At 69.4% G+C, this 13,363-nt stretch carries 14 protein-coding genes; 7 read left to right on the top strand and 7 right to left on the bottom strand.

The window, feature by feature from the left end:
* Positions 1-22 precede the first annotated feature (22 nt).
* Entirely contained in the window at positions 23-1,090 is a 1,068-nt protein-coding gene (rfbD, locus tag ABLE92_RS00435) for a dTDP-4-dehydrorhamnose reductase (RefSeq protein ID WP_348802526.1), read from the bottom strand.
* 80 nt (positions 1,091-1,170) lie between these two features.
* Between rfbD and ABLE92_RS00440 the strand changes: the two genes are divergently transcribed.
* The 3 genes from ABLE92_RS00440 (at position 1,171) to ABLE92_RS00450 (ending at position 4,567) form a co-directional block, all read left to right on the top strand.
* Entirely contained in the window at positions 1,171-3,345 is a 2,175-nt protein-coding gene (locus tag ABLE92_RS00440) for an LCP family protein (protein ID WP_496560747.1), read from the top strand.
* Positions 3,346-3,358: 13 nt separating this feature from the next.
* Positions 3,359-4,078 (top strand): TIGR03089 family protein, encoded by a 720-nt coding sequence (locus tag ABLE92_RS00445; protein ID WP_348802528.1) that lies wholly within the window; start codon positions 3,359-3,361, stop codon positions 4,076-4,078.
* Positions 4,079-4,180: 102 nt separating this feature from the next.
* Positions 4,181-4,567 carry a nitroreductase family deazaflavin-dependent oxidoreductase gene (locus tag ABLE92_RS00450; RefSeq protein ID WP_348802529.1) on the top strand — a complete coding sequence of 129 codons (387 nt, stop codon included), beginning with the start codon at positions 4,181-4,183 and terminating at the stop codon, positions 4,565-4,567.
* Positions 4,568-4,591: 24 nt separating this feature from the next.
* Here the strand turns inward: ABLE92_RS00450 and purE are convergent, their stop codons facing one another.
* Together purE and ABLE92_RS00460 are read right to left on the bottom strand one after the other, a co-directional pair.
* The gene (gene purE, locus ABLE92_RS00455; RefSeq protein WP_348802530.1) at positions 4,592-5,134 is read right to left on the bottom strand and encodes a 5-(carboxyamino)imidazole ribonucleotide mutase; all 543 of its coding nucleotides are present in this window, start codon (positions 5,132-5,134) and stop codon (positions 4,592-4,594) included.
* Complete coding sequence (locus ABLE92_RS00460) at positions 5,134-6,420, bottom strand: 5-(carboxyamino)imidazole ribonucleotide synthase (RefSeq protein ID WP_425476162.1); 1,287 nt, start codon at positions 6,418-6,420, stop codon at positions 5,134-5,136. The genes purE and ABLE92_RS00460 overlap by 1 nt, the downstream gene beginning before the upstream one ends.
* A 78-nt stretch (positions 6,421-6,498) precedes the next feature.
* Between ABLE92_RS00460 and ABLE92_RS00465 the strand changes: the two genes are divergently transcribed.
* Positions 6,499-7,059, top strand: a complete 561-nt coding sequence (locus ABLE92_RS00465; protein WP_348802532.1) for a GtrA family protein — start codon at positions 6,499-6,501, stop codon at positions 7,057-7,059.
* Here the strand turns inward: ABLE92_RS00465 and ABLE92_RS00470 are convergent.
* The 3 genes from ABLE92_RS00470 to ABLE92_RS00480 are packed head-to-tail and all read right to left on the bottom strand — an operon-like array spanning position 7,031 to position 9,693.
* Positions 7,031-8,410, bottom strand: a complete 1,380-nt coding sequence (locus ABLE92_RS00470; RefSeq protein ID WP_348802533.1) for a HAMP domain-containing sensor histidine kinase — start codon at positions 8,408-8,410, stop codon at positions 7,031-7,033. The genes ABLE92_RS00465 and ABLE92_RS00470 overlap by 29 nt on opposite strands.
* Before the next feature lie 18 nt (positions 8,411-8,428).
* Positions 8,429-9,106 (bottom strand): response regulator transcription factor, encoded by a 678-nt coding sequence (locus tag ABLE92_RS00475; RefSeq protein WP_348802534.1) that lies wholly within the window; start codon positions 9,104-9,106, stop codon positions 8,429-8,431.
* Positions 9,103-9,693: a PH domain-containing protein gene (locus tag ABLE92_RS00480; RefSeq protein ID WP_348802535.1), complete on the bottom strand. Its 591-nt coding sequence runs from the start codon at positions 9,691-9,693 to the stop codon at positions 9,103-9,105. The genes ABLE92_RS00475 and ABLE92_RS00480 overlap by 4 nt, the downstream gene beginning before the upstream one ends.
* Before the next feature lie 119 nt (positions 9,694-9,812).
* Between ABLE92_RS00480 and ABLE92_RS00485 the strand changes: the two genes are divergently transcribed.
* A complete protein-coding gene (locus ABLE92_RS00485; protein ID WP_348803184.1) occupies positions 9,813-10,433 on the top strand; it encodes a DUF6069 family protein in 621 nt (206 codons plus the stop codon).
* Positions 10,434-10,475: 42 nt separating this feature from the next.
* Here ABLE92_RS00485 and ABLE92_RS00490 read toward each other — a convergent pair whose 3' ends face one another.
* Positions 10,476-11,327 carry a biotin--[acetyl-CoA-carboxylase] ligase gene (locus ABLE92_RS00490; RefSeq protein ID WP_348802536.1) on the bottom strand — a complete coding sequence of 284 codons (852 nt, stop codon included), beginning with the start codon at positions 11,325-11,327 and terminating at the stop codon, positions 10,476-10,478.
* 130 nt (positions 11,328-11,457) lie between these two features.
* Between ABLE92_RS00490 and ABLE92_RS00495 the strand changes: the two genes are divergently transcribed.
* Together ABLE92_RS00495 and ABLE92_RS00500 are read left to right on the top strand one after the other, a co-directional pair.
* Positions 11,458-13,086, top strand: a complete 1,629-nt coding sequence (locus ABLE92_RS00495; protein WP_348802537.1) for an acyl-CoA carboxylase subunit beta — start codon at positions 11,458-11,460, stop codon at positions 13,084-13,086.
* A complete protein-coding gene (locus tag ABLE92_RS00500; protein WP_348802538.1) occupies positions 13,083-13,334 on the top strand; it encodes an acyl-CoA carboxylase subunit epsilon in 252 nt (83 codons plus the stop codon). The genes ABLE92_RS00495 and ABLE92_RS00500 overlap by 4 nt, the downstream gene beginning before the upstream one ends.
* Positions 13,335-13,363 lie beyond the last annotated feature (29 nt).

Raw genomic sequence — 13,363 nt, forward strand, 5'->3', positions numbered from 1 at the left:
CACGTCACACCGGCTGCGCGGGTTACCCGGAACCTGTGGTAGAGGTCACCGCGGCCCTCACCGCCGCGGACCACTCGCGCAGCGGTGTCAGACCCGCGCGTTCCCACGCCCGGGCGGACAGCACCGAATACGCCGGCCGGGGCGCCGGGCGCGGGAAGTCGTCGGTGCTGCAGGGCCGCACCCGGTCCGGGTCGGCACCCACCAGGGTGAACACCTCCCGCGCGACGTCGTACCAGGTGGCCGCACCGGTGTTGGTGGCATGCAGGATCTTCCCGGCCACCGGCGGCCGGCGACCGCCGGCAACGAGTTCCCACAGCCCGTCGGCAAGGTCGACGGCATAGGTGGGCGACCCTGTCTGGTCGTCGACGACGGTGATCGTGTCGCGGGACCGCTCGAGCCTGCGCATCGTCCCGACGAAATCGGGGCTGTCGGGACCCCCGGTGTACACCCAGGCGGTGCGGACGATCGTCGCGGTCGGGTCGGCGGCCAGGGCGGCCCGTTCACCGGCGAGTTTGCTCGCGCCGTAGACGGTGGCCGGTGGCAGCGAGTCCGCGTCGTCGCCGGGTTCGTAGGGCGTGGTGCGCATCGGGCGCTGCACGGCCCCGGGTGCGGCGGTGCCGGCCACCGCGTCGCCGAACACATAGTCGGTGGACACGTGGATCAGCCACGCGTTCGCCGCTGCGGTGGCGTCCGCGAGCAGGCCGGGTGCCACCGCATTGACCGCCCACGCCGCGTCGGCGTCGGATTCGGCCGCATCGACGGCGGTGTAGGCGGCCGTGTTCAGCACGACGTCGCCGGCCCGCAGCGTCGCGAGCGCCGAGGCCACCGAGTCCGCATCGGCCAGGTCGATGTCGGCCGAGCTCAGGGCGCGGATCTCGACACCGTCGGGCGCACGACTGCGCAACGCGGTCCCGAGTTGCCCGGCGGCCCCGAGGATCCAGATCGTTCCCGTTGGTGTCGCGGCGGCGTCATCGTGCACGCGGACAGTCTGCCCGCAGCGGCCACCGGCGGCCACCGCTGGGGTCCGCACCTCGCCCGGGGTCATACCTCTCACGACGCGTCGGCGTTGCACCGTCGACTTCGCGGTCATCTTCAGTAGTCTCGGCGAAGGCAAACCACACCAGAACCGTCAGACACTCGAGTAACGACAGTGCGCATGCGTCTCAGCCGATGCCGACTGTGGTCACCGCGAACGAAAAGGACCGCCCACACGTGGACTCCCGCCCCGACGACGTCCGTCGACGGCCCGACGCCGCCCCACGCGGTGACGCGGCCCGTCCCCGACGCTCGCGGACGGCCTCGGCAGACGCGACGGCCGCCCGCCCACGCCGCGCCGGTGAGTCACCCCGCCGACCCGCGCCGGAGGCGACCGGAGGGCCCGACCCGACCCACCGGGCCGAACCCGCCGACCGCACCGACGGTGCGCGGCGTCGACGACCCCGCCCGCCCGAGGCGGCGGGCAGGCCCGACGGCGACCGCCCCGACCGACGGCCCGGCGAACCCGATGCCCGCCGTCGGCGCCGACCGGCCCCCACCGACACCGAACGCGGCCCCCGACAGCGCACCTCGGGTGAGATCCACACCCGCGCGGCGACCCCCGAGTCGCCCCGCCCACGCAAGCGACGACCGCCGCGGCCCGCCGGCGACGACCCGACGGCCACCACCGAGGCCTTTCCGGGCGGCCGAGACGCGGGTACCCGACCACGGAAGAAGCCGGCACACCCGCGCCCCAACCGGGCCGATCAGGCGCCTGTACGACCTCGAAAGGCCAAGCCGCACAGGAACTCCGAAGCGCAATCCGGCGTCGACGAACCTACCACCGCGACCGCTCTGATCGACCCGGAGACGCCGCCCGCCGACCCCGACACCGACTCCCCCGCCGGACCGCCCCCCACGCCGCCGCGCGGGTGGGCTCGCCTCTCGGGTTTCCGCGGTGGCCGCGCGGCCGCCCGCGGTCTGATCGCCCTGCTGTCGGTCACGGTCCTGCTGTGCACCGGGTACGCGTGGAACAGCATCAACTCGCTGGACTCCGACATCACCCGCCTCGGCGGTCTGCAGCTCGGTGGCCCCGACGACGGGGCCACCGACATCCTGCTGGTGGGCACCGACTCCCGCACCGACGCGAAGGGCAATCCGCTCTCGGCCGAGGAACTGCGCTGGTTGCGCTCCGGTGACGACGTGGCCACCAACACCGACACCATCCTGCTGATCCGGGTGCCCAACGACGGTTCGTCGGCGACCGCCATCTCGATTCCGCGCGACTCCTACGTCGATGTCCCCGGCATCGGGATGAGCAAGATCAACGCCGCCTACGGCACCACCCGTGAGGGTGTCCGGCGCCGCGCGGTCGAGGCCGGTACCCCCGAGGCGCAGGCGGAGAAGGAGGGCACCCAGGCCGGACGCAAGGCCCTCATCGACACCGTCGCCAACCTGACCGGCGTCCAGGTCGACCACTACGCCGAGGTCGGACTGCTCGGATTCGTGCTGCTCACCAAGGCCGTCGGCGGCGTCGACGTGTGCCTCAAGGACGCGGTGAACGAACCCTTCTCCGGTGCCCGGTTCCGGGCCGGCCGTCAGACCCTCAACGGGCCGCAGGCACTGAGCTTCGTGCGTCAGCGTCACGATCTGCCGCGTGGCGATCTCGACCGCATCACCCGGCAGCAGGCCTACATGGCGTCGCTGACCCAGAAGATCCTGTCCGCGGGCACCCTCGCCGACCCCACCAAACTCACCGAACTGCAGAACGCGGTCTCCCGATCGGTGATCATCGACGACGACTGGGATGTGCTGACCTTCGCCGAACAGCTCAAGGACCTCTCCGGCGGTCGCGTGAAGTTCGCGACGATCCCGGTCCTCGACGATCACGGCTGGAGCGACGACGGACAGCAGAGCGTCGTCACCGTCGACCCGGCCAAGGTGCGCACGTTCACCAGCTCGCTGCTCGATCCGTCACGCAACACCGGCCGCGGCGAGTACACCGTCGATGTGAACAATGCCGGCACCGTCGACGGTCTCGGCGCCAACGTGTCGGGCATCCTGACCGGCAAGGGCTATCAGGCCGGAAAGGTGTCGAGCACACCCACCGACGAACGCGATTCGGCGGTCTATGCGAAGGCCGCCGACGACGCCGGCGCCCTGCTGCTCGCCAAGGACCTCGGCGGACTGCCGGTGAAGGTCGACGCCTCGCTCGGTGACCACGAACTGCGTGCCGACCTCACCAACACCTACGGCGGCGTGGGCTCGGTGTCCGACGTCGGCACCGCCTCCACCGCCCCCACCGCCGACGCAGCCGGTACCAACAAGGCGATCACCGCCGGTACCGACGGCCCGACCTGTGTGAACTGAGCCGAGTGCACCGATGACCGACACGACCACCATCACCGCCGCGATTTTCGGCTCGATCGCCGATCACAGCCGTCCCGCGTTGACGTTCTACGATGACGCCACCGGTGAACGCACCGAATTGAGTTGGGCGACACTGGGAAACTGGGCGGCCAAGACCGCCAACCTTCTCGTCGACGAGATCGGCGTGGCCCCCGGGGATGACATCGTGGTGGACCTTCCCGAGCATTGGCAGACCGCGGGCATCCTGCTCGGCGCCTGGTGGGCAGGCGCGCATGTGCACCTGTCCGACGACGCGGCCGACGACCCGCGTGCGGTCTTCACCGATCGCGCCCGCATCGACCGGTATCCCGACGCCGACGAACTGATCGTCGCGCCACTCGATCCGTTCGCGCTGCCGATTCCCGGACTGCCGCCCGGGGTAGGCGACTACGGCAGCCGGGTGCGCATCCACGGCGATCACATGGCAGGACCCGTCCACCGGGGGCCCGCCCTCGACGACCGCGACACCGAGACGGTGCTCGCGTCGGCGGCCGCGGCCGCCCGCGCGGCCGGGATCACCGCCGGATCGCGGGTGTTGTCCACCCGCGAATGGCACACCGCCGACGGCGTCATCGCCAATTTCCTTGCGCCGCTGGTGGTCGGCGCCGGACTGGTGTGGGTGGCACACCCCGACAACGATCAGTCCACGCGTATCCGCACCGAACACGCCACCGTGGTTCTCGACGGACGGTGACTTCGCGTCTCGCCCCAGTCCGCAGGCCACGCCGCGCTTCGGCGAGCACCCCGAATCCCCGGTCACGCCGCCCACGGCCACCCGATGCGGCACAGTGGTGGCATGCAGGTCCCCGCCATCGTGGCCACGATCAACAAGCACGTCACCAATCCGATTCAGCGCCGGTGGGCGCCGCACCTGGCCCCGTGGGCGGTCGTCGTCCACACCGGCCGCCGATCCGGACGCCGGTATGAGACCCCGGTGCTGGCGTGGGTCGACGGCGAGACGATCTCCATCGTCCTCGCCTACGGCCGCGACACCGACTGGGTGCGCAACGTCCTGGCCGCCCCGGGATGTTCGATCATTCGGCGCGACAAGCATTTTCGCCTCGTCCGACCCGGGATCATCCCGGCGGATTCGCCGGATGTGGCGCGCGGTGCCCGGCTGTTCGCCCGCGGCTTCGAGTGGGTACTGAACGGCACCCTCGTCGCCGACACCGGCGCGCAGTAGCCGGGGAGAAAACTCCGCAGGCGGTCAGTCGCCGAGCAGTTGCTGCCGCAGGGCGGTGTCCTTGTCGAGCACGAGCTGCTCGAGGTTGCGCTGGAAGGTCTCCATCCGGGCCCGCAGATCCGGATCCGCCGCGCCCAGGATCCGCACCGCGAGCAGGCCGGCGTTGCGTGCGCCGCCGATCGACACCGTCGCCACCGGCACCCCGGCGGGCATCTGCACGATCGACAGCAGCGAGTCGAGTCCGTCGAGGGTGCGCAACGGCACCGGCACCCCGATCACCGGCAGTGGTGTCGCCGACGCCACCATGCCCGGCAGGTGGGCGGCACCACCGGCACCGGCGATGATGACCTCGATCCCGGCCTCGGCGGCGCCGGTCGCGTAGTCGAGCATGCGCTGGGGCGTACGGTGCGCCGAGATCACCCCGACCTCAAACGGTACGTCGAACTCGGCGAGCGCCTCGGCGGCGAGTTGCATTGTCGGCCAATCGGAATCGCTTCCCATGATCAGGCCGACCCGCGCCCGTGCCGGAGCCTGGTCGCGGTTGTCGGTGTCGCTCACCTCGGTCATCAGTGCCCTTCCCATCCGTCGGTCCACACCGCCGTGGACATCCACTGTGCGGCGCGTTCGGCACGCTCACGCACCGATGCGAGATCCTCGTCGCCGACCCCGACGATATTGACATGCCCGATCTTGCGGTCGGGCCGCTCCCCCTTGCCGTACAAGTGCACCTTGGCGTCTGGCATCCGCGCCATCAGGTGGTGCAGCCGCTCGTCCATCGACATGGTCGGTGCATCGTCGGCGCCGAGGATGTTGGCCATCACGGTGATCGGCGCCCGTGGTGTCGTCGCCCCCAGCGGATAGTCGAGCACCGCGCGCAGATGCTGTTCGAACTGCGAGGTGACCGCGCCGTCCATGGTCCAGTGACCGCTGTTGTGGGGGCGCATCGCCAACTCGTTGACGAGCAGCCCGCCGTCGACGGTCTCGAACAGTTCCATCGCCATCACGCCGACGACGCCGAGCTCATCGGCCAGACCAAGGGCCATCTGCTGGGCCGCCGTGGCGACGTCGGGATCGAGGCCGGGCGCCGGCGCGAGCACGACCGCACATTGGCCCCTGCGCTGAATGGTCTCCACCACCGGCCACGCACCACCCTGGCCGAACGGCGATCGGGCGATCATCGCCGACAATTCCCGGCGCATCGCCACCTTCTGCTCGACGATCAGCTCGGCTCCGGCGCCGACCTGCTCGTCGAACACCGCCAACGCCTCCTCGCGGTCGTCGAGAATCCACACGCCACGACCGTCGTATCCGCCGCGGATCGCCTTGAGGACGACCGCCCAGCGGTGCCGCTCCCCGAAATCGATCAGCAGTGCGCGTGCCGCGTCGGGGTCACCGGTCAGGTCGGCGAAGTCGGGAACCGGCAGGCCAAGCTGCGAGAGCCGCACCCGCATCGCCTGCTTGTCCTGAGCGAAGCGCAACGCCTTCGACGGCGGCAACACCGCGATCCCATCGGCTTCGAGCGCCTGCAGATGCTGCAGTGGAACCCCTTCGTGATCGAAGGTCACCGCCGCGGCCCCGGCGGCGGCGCGGCGCAGATCGCCGAGGTCGTCGTGGGAACCGAGCACCACATTCGCGCTCACCTGGGCGGCCGGGTCGGCGATGCTGCCGGCCAGAACCCGCAGGCACTGGCCGAGCGCGATCGCGGCCTGATGAGTCATCCGGGCCAACTGCCCTCCGCCGATCATGGTGACCGTCGGCATCCCGACGCTCGATCCCGACGGATTCGGGCCGGCACGGTCGGCGCCCGGCGCCGGTGGGGTCGGGTCGTCCTTCGAAGAGCTCACGCGAACCATCGTGGCATGACGGGCATGTCGGACGCATGACCGACCGCGGTGCGGCGGGCATCGACGGGGGCCTTACACTCGTGTCTTGTGCCTTTCATCGACGAGGTGGTAGCCCGCCTACCCGAACCGGTTCGCCGGATGGTGATGCAGCACCACGAACTCATCAAGTTCGCACTCGTCGGTGGCACCACGTTCGTGTTCGACCTCGCGATCTTCTACACGCTGACGTTCACCGTGCTCGGTCCCAAACCGGTCGTCGCCCGTATCATCTCCGGAACTCTGGCGACCATCCTGAGTTACATCCTCAACCGCGAATGGGCCTTCAAGAATCGCGGCGGGCGGGAACGCTCGCACGAGGCCCTGTTGTTCTTCATCATCAGCGGCGTCGGCGTGATCCTGGCGGCGGCACCGTTGTGGCTGGCCAACAACGTCTTCGACCTGCGATCCAACCTGGGGTCGCTGGAATTGGCCGTCGTCGACTTCATCCTCGGCTTCGTCATCGGCAACGTGCTGCAGATGGCGTTCCGGTTCTGGGCACTGCGCAAGTTCGCCTTCCCGGAGGAGAATCTGCGCGGCGGCGACGCCGGGTCCACCGATCTGCACCCCAGCCTCGCCGAACTCAACGATGAGGAACTCGGTCACGCCTGATCGGTGAGCGGGGCGCGGGAGCCGGTTCGGCGCCGTCGGACCCCGACGATGCGGGATCGGCCGACACGCGCGGATCACCGATGTGCCACCCCGACGCCGCGGGCACCACGATGCGGAACACCGGCGGCCGACGATGCGCCAATTCGAGCCGACCACCATCGGCCTCGACCAGCGCGCGGGCCAGTGACAATCCGACCCCGTTGCCGCTACCGCCGGAGAATCCCCGACGGAAGATCAGCTGTGAGAGATCGTCGGGAACGCCGGCACCCTCATCGGTGACGGAGATGCGGATCATGTCGCCGGCGAGGTCGTCGACGGCGATCTCACAGGTGCCACCACCGTGCTGGAGTGCGTTGTCGACGAGCACACTGATGGCCTCCCGCAACCGTCCGGGGCGGGCGCTCAGTGCCGCACCGGACCCGTCGAAGTCCGTCCGGATCTCACGTCCGGCCGCACCGAACGCCGCCCGGAAGTCGCCGACCAGTGTCGTCACCAGTTCACCCACGTCGACCGCCTGCGGATCGCCGGGATCGTCGCGGGAGGCGGCCACCATCTCATCGAGTTCGGCGGAGAGCCGTTCGATCTGGTCCAGACCGGCCTCGGCCTCGCTGACCACCGCCGGATCGTCGTGCAGGGACAGCTCGTCGAGACGGAGCTGGATCGCGGTGAGCCGGCTGCGCAACTGATGCGAGACGTCGCCGACAATCTCCCCCTCACGCTCGAGTCGCACCGCGATCTCGGCGTTGGCATCGCCGAGGGCGCGTGACACCCGGTCGAGTTCGGAGATCCCGTAGGTCGGCCATGCCGACCGGAAGTCGCCGCGTGCCATCGCCGCGGCCCGGTCCGCGAGATCGATCACCGGGTCGGCGATGCGCCCGGCGGTCACCGCGGCCACCAGGGTTCCGGCCGCCAGCGACGACGCAACGACGATGGTGACGATGCCCACCGCCGCGAGCTGATCCTTGCGGACGTCGTCGGCGGGGATCTCCAGCAGCAAGGATCCCGCGTCGCCGAGCCCGATCGAGTCCGAGAGCGCGGGACCGTCGAAGGTCGCCCCGACCGTCCGGTCCTCGGTGGAACCGTCGGCGGTCACATACGTCAGCTTCAGGTGCCCGCCCTCGGGGATCAGTGCTCGCAGGGCCGGCGAATCGAGCAGCTGGGGATCGAGGGTGGCGTCCCGGCCGTCGTCGGTGCGGATGAGCTGATCGGAGATGGATTTCAGCCGGGAGTCCAGCGTCTGATGGGCGTTGTCGGCAACCCACCACCACGCGATCACCGACAGCGGGATGCCCAGGGCGGCACCGACCGCCAGCAACATGGCGACCATGGTGTAGAGAATCCGGCGACGCATGTCAGACCCCGACGACGGCTACGGATCGAACCGGAATCCGACACCGCGCACGGTGACGATGTGGCGTGGGCGATCGCGGCGGTCGTCGCCGATCTTGCGGCGCAACCAGGAGATGTGCATGTCGAGCGTCTTCGACGACCGCAGATCCGCCGAACCCCACACCTCGGTGAGGATCTCGTCACGCCCGATGACCTGCCCGGACCGCTCCATCAAGAATCGCAACAGGTCGAACTCACGGTTGGCCAGGATCAGGTCGGTGCCGTCCAGCGTCACGCGGCGGGCACGCGCATCCAGACGCAGGTCCCCACCCTCGAGGACGACGTCATCGGTGGTCTGACGGCGACGCAGCAGGGCCCGGACACGCGCGAGCAGTTCGGCGAGCCGGAAGGGTTTACCGACGTAGTCGTCGGCGCCGGCGTCGAGCCCGACGACGAAGTCCACCTCGTCGGTGCGGGCGGTGAGCATCAGGACCGCCAATTCCGGTCGGCGCACCCGAACCTGACGGCACACCTCCAGACCGTCCATCTCCGGCAGCCCGAGATCGAGGATCAGCAACTCGAACGATCCCTCGTCGACGCGTTCCAGGGCCGCCGTGCCGGTGCCGACGACCTCACATCCGTAGCCCTCCCGCGCCAGCGCCCGGGCCAGCGGTTCGGCGATCGCGGTGTCGTCCTCGGCGAGCAGTACGTCGGTCATCGGCGTCCCCCTCGAGTGCGCACATCCGCCCCGTCGGCTCCTCCGTCGTCGTCCATGTCGCCTCCGTCGTCGTAATCGTCGTCGGCGTGATCGGCCACGTCGAGGACCTCGTGGTAGAGCAGCGCGTGCACCTTCTCGACCTGCGGGATGTCGTCGAACGACAGCGGATCGTCCGACGCCGATTCGATGACGAGGGTGCCGGTGCGCAGTATCCGGTCGATCGGACCGTGACGGAACTCGACGGTGTTGATCCGTCGGATCGGGATGTCGATGCCGGAGCGGGTCAGGACGCCGTTGCGGAAGATCACCCGACGATCGGTCAGCACGAAATGCGTGGTCTTCCAGGAGATCAGCGGGCGTAGGAAGAACCAGATCGCCGCGGCCGCCCACAGCACCGCCACCACCAGGTAGGCGATCAACGCACCGATGGACGCCAATGACGACGCCTCGATGAGACCGGCCAGCACCCCGGCGACGGCCGTGGCGAGGATGAACAGCAGAAACGGTCCCAGCAGGCACTTCCAGTGGGGATGTCGATGCAGCACGATCCGCTCACCGGGGGCCAGGTTTTCCCGCGGGTAGGCCATGGCAGCAAGCATAGGCGTGGCGCGGACGCTCTCACCCGGCGACCGTCGACCCACCGGGACCCGCCGGCGCAGCCGGTAGAATGACGCAGACCACAGCGACCACCGGCGCAGGAGCACTCATGACCTACCGCGATCCCCGCGATCCCCGCACCGCGAAGTACGAGCCCGGGTACGCACCCCAGTCGCGCGCCTACAGTCAGCAGGATCCGTCGTACCACCCGACCTCCGGCGGCGAGCCGTCCCCTTACGACCAGACCCGCTACGACCAGGGCGGATACCAGCAACCGGCTCCCGCGCGGCCACGGAAGAAGGTCGGCCCGGATATCTCGCCCGGCATGTTCGTCGGTGGTGTGGTGATGACCGGCGTGGTGACCGGACTCGCCGCATGGCTGGTCGCGTGGATCATCCGGGCGATCGTCGACCGGGTGAACGCGGCCGGCCAGTTCGGCGTGTGGAACCCGGTGGCCCAGGATCCGCTGTGGTTTGCGGTCGTCGGATTCCTGGTGGCCCTGGCCGGCGGTGCACTCTGGTATGTCCTGCAGATCATCACGCCATCACCTGACCAGTTCTATCGCTGGGTGGTGGGTCTGCTCATCGCCGCCGCGGTCGTGGTCCCGCTGGTGCTGTCGGCACAGTTCTCCGTCGGCCTCGGTACCGCGATCATGCACCTGATGATCGGACTGCCCGTCCTGTCCCTGATCCCGGCGATGGGTCACAAGAGCCGCAGCACGGCACGCTGAACGCATTCGCCCGGGGTCGGGTCACTGCCGCTCGGGGTCGGGTCAGTGCGCGCGCAGATGCACCACGTCCCCCGCGGCCGCGGTGACCGTGCGCCCGTCGGCCGCCTCGATCACGATCCGGCCTTCCCGGTCGACGTCTCGGGCGGTGCCGGTGACCTCACCATCGGGCAGTTCCAGGCGCACCGCCCGGCCGATCGTGTCGCACCGCTGCCGGTACTGCCGCGCGAGGTCGTCGATGCCATCGGGCCATCCCACCGCGGCGAGCGCACGCAGGTATTCGATGGCGACGGCTGCGGCGTCGACCGGCGCGCCGGTCGCCACCTGCAGGCTGGTGGCGGTGGGGACCGGAAGATCCGACTCGCTCATGTTGGTGTTGATGCCGATGCCGACGACAGCGTGTCCGTTCACGTATTCCGCGAGGATGCCCGCGGTTTTCCGCTCCCCGATCAGGACGTCGTTGGGCCATTTGAGCACCGGGCGGAGACCGGTGGCCTTCTCGATGCCGGTGGCGGCCGCGATACCGGTGGCCAACGACAGCCAGCCCAGCCGGTCGGCGTTGTCCCCGACGGCCACCACCGCCGAGATCGCGATCTGAGCGCCCGCGGGTGCCGACCACACGCGGGTGCGCCGCCCTCGTCCGGCGGTCTGATCGGTGGTGATCCGCACGGTTCCGACGATGTCGTCGTCGGTGGCCCGCGCGGCCAGATCGGCGTTGGTCGACCCCGTCGACTCGACCACCTCGATGCGGTGCCATCCGCTGCCGGACAGGTCCGCGGCCTCGATCGCGGTGCGGAGATCGGTGGTGGCGGTGGAATCGGCGCCAGCGGGATCGGACCCAGTGGGATCGGCGCCAGTGGGATCAGACACAGTGGGATCGGACACATCGTCGCTCATGTGACATGAGCCTACGGGGTGCATCGCGGGCGATGTGGCAGGTCACCGACCGATCGCTCGGAAACATGAGGCTTTGCTCATATTGGGGTGGTTGACGTGGCTCACATATATGTCGCTAGCATCGACTCCCATGACCACAGCTTCGTCAGACTCCGGCGCCGCGCCAGACATCCACACGACGGCCGGGAAACTCGTCGATCTGCGCCAACGCCTCGAGGAGACCGCCCACCCCGTGGGTGAGGCAGCCGTGGAGAAGATCCACTCGCGCGGCAAGCTGACCGCGCGTGAGCGCATCCTCCATCTCCTCGACGACGGCTCCTTCGTCGAACTCGATGCACTGGCCCGCCACCGCAGCACCAACTTCGGACTCGCCGAGCGTCGCCCCCTCGGTGACGGCGTCGTCACCGGGTACGGGACCATCGACGGCCGCGAGGTCTGCGTCTTCTCCCAGGACTCCACCGTGTTCGGCGGCAGCCTCGGCGAGGTCTACGGCGAGAAGATCGTCAAGGTGATGGATCTCGCGATCAAGACGGGCCGTCCGCTGATCGGCATCAACGACGGCGCCGGTGCCCGCATCCAGGAAGGCGTGGTCTCGCTCGGCCTGTACGGCGAGATCTTCCACCGCAACGTGCGCGCCTCCGGCGTCATCCCGCAGATCTCGCTGATCCTCGGGGCGGCCGCGGGCGGGCATGTCTACTCCCCCGCACTCACCGACTTCGTCGTGATGGTCGATCAGAGCAGCCAGATGTTCATCACCGGCCCGGACGTCATCAAGACCGTCACCGGCGAGGACGTCACGATGGAGGCCCTCGGCGGGGCCAACACCCACATGGCCAAGTCGGGTACCGCCCACTACGTCGCCTCCGACGAGGAGGACGCCCTCGACTACGTCAAGGACCTGCTGAGTTACCTGCCGAGCAATAACCGGGCCGACGCTCCCCGGTTGCCGGTCGCGGCCCCGGCCGCCGGGTCGATCGAGGACACCCTGACCGACGAGGACCTCGAACTCGACACGCTGATCCCGGATTCGCCGAATCAGCCGTACGACATGCACCAGGTGATCGAGCGAATCCTCGACGACGGCGAATTCCTGGAGATCCAGGCCGAGTACGCCACCAACATCCTCGTGGGCTTCGGCCGGGTCGACGGCCGCAGCGTCGGCATCGTCGCCAACCAGCCCACCCAGTTCGCGGGATGCCTCGACATCAACGCCTCGGAGAAGGCCGCACGGTTCGTCCGCACCTGCGATGCGTTCAACATCCCGATCGTCACCCTCGTCGACGTCCCCGGCTTCCTGCCGGGTACCGACCAGGAGTACAACGGCATCATCCGACGCGGCGCCAAGCTTCTCTACGCCTACGGCGAGGCCACCGTCGGCAAGGTCACCATCATCACCCGCAAGGCCTACGGCGGTGCGTACGACGTGATGGGGTCCAAGCACATGGGCGCCGACGTCAACCTGGCCTGGCCAACCGCCCAGATCGCGGTGATGGGTGCCTCCGGTGCGGTCGGCTTCGTCTATCGAGGTCGTCTCAAGGAGGCCGCGGCCAACGGCGAGGACGTCGACGCGCTGCGTCTGGAACTGCAGCAGGAGTACGAGGACACCCTCGTCAACCCGTACATCGCCGCCGAGCGGGGCTACGTCGACGCCGTCATCCCGCCGAGCCACACCCGCGGTCAGGTGGCCACCGCTCTGCGCCTGCTCGAGCGCAAGTTCGTCACCCTGCCGCCCAAGAAGCACGGGAACATCCCGCTGTGACCGCCGAGGGCGCCAACGCCGGGCCTCATAATGACGGCGAAAAGGATACTCGCGCACCGTTTTTGACGGTCGTGTCCGGCAATCCCACCGACGAGGACGTGGCCGCGCTGGTGGCCGTCCTCGCCTCGGTGGGTGGCGGCGACGCCGGCTCCGGCACTTCCGCCATCCGTGACGACTGGGGTAGCCCGATCGATCGTCTGCGTCCGCAGTGGGGCGCGTCGACCAGCTTCACCAATTTGCGATACTGACCCGGTGAGCGAACCGGCCGGCCATACCG

It is taken from the genome of Gordonia oleivorans (genome assembly GCF_040044975.1).
GTDB classification, from domain to species: domain Bacteria; phylum Actinomycetota; class Actinomycetes; order Mycobacteriales; family Mycobacteriaceae; genus Gordonia; species Gordonia oleivorans.

Bases quoted from the DNA above. Each gene is read 5' to 3' on its own strand.
- purE (WP_348802530.1), bottom strand. From the start codon at position 5,134: ATGACCGAGGTGAGCGACACCGACAACCGCGACCAGGCTCCGGCACGG.
- ABLE92_RS00460 (WP_425476162.1), bottom strand. From the start codon at position 6,420: ATGGTTCGCGTGAGCTCTTCGAAGGACGACCCGACCCCACCGGCGCCG.
- ABLE92_RS00485 (WP_348803184.1), top strand. From the start codon at position 9,813: ATGACCTACCGCGATCCCCGCGATCCCCGCACCGCGAAGTACGAGCCC.
- ABLE92_RS00495 (WP_348802537.1), top strand. From the start codon at position 11,458: ATGACCACAGCTTCGTCAGACTCCGGCGCCGCGCCAGACATCCACACG.
- ABLE92_RS00440 (WP_496560747.1), top strand. From the start codon at position 1,171: ATGCCGACTGTGGTCACCGCGAACGAAAAGGACCGCCCACACGTGGAC.
- ABLE92_RS00445 (WP_348802528.1), top strand. From the start codon at position 3,359: ATGACCGACACGACCACCATCACCGCCGCGATTTTCGGCTCGATCGCC.
- ABLE92_RS00480 (WP_348802535.1), bottom strand. From the start codon at position 9,693: ATGGCCTACCCGCGGGAAAACCTGGCCCCCGGTGAGCGGATCGTGCTG.
- ABLE92_RS00450 (WP_348802529.1), top strand. From the start codon at position 4,181: ATGCAGGTCCCCGCCATCGTGGCCACGATCAACAAGCACGTCACCAAT.
- ABLE92_RS00475 (WP_348802534.1), bottom strand. From the start codon at position 9,106: ATGACCGACGTACTGCTCGCCGAGGACGACACCGCGATCGCCGAACCG.
- ABLE92_RS00490 (WP_348802536.1), bottom strand. From the start codon at position 11,327: ATGAGCGACGATGTGTCCGATCCCACTGTGTCTGATCCCACTGGCGCC.
- rfbD (WP_348802526.1), bottom strand. From the start codon at position 1,090: ATGACCGCGAAGTCGACGGTGCAACGCCGACGCGTCGTGAGAGGTATG.
- ABLE92_RS00470 (WP_348802533.1), bottom strand. From the start codon at position 8,410: ATGCGTCGCCGGATTCTCTACACCATGGTCGCCATGTTGCTGGCGGTC.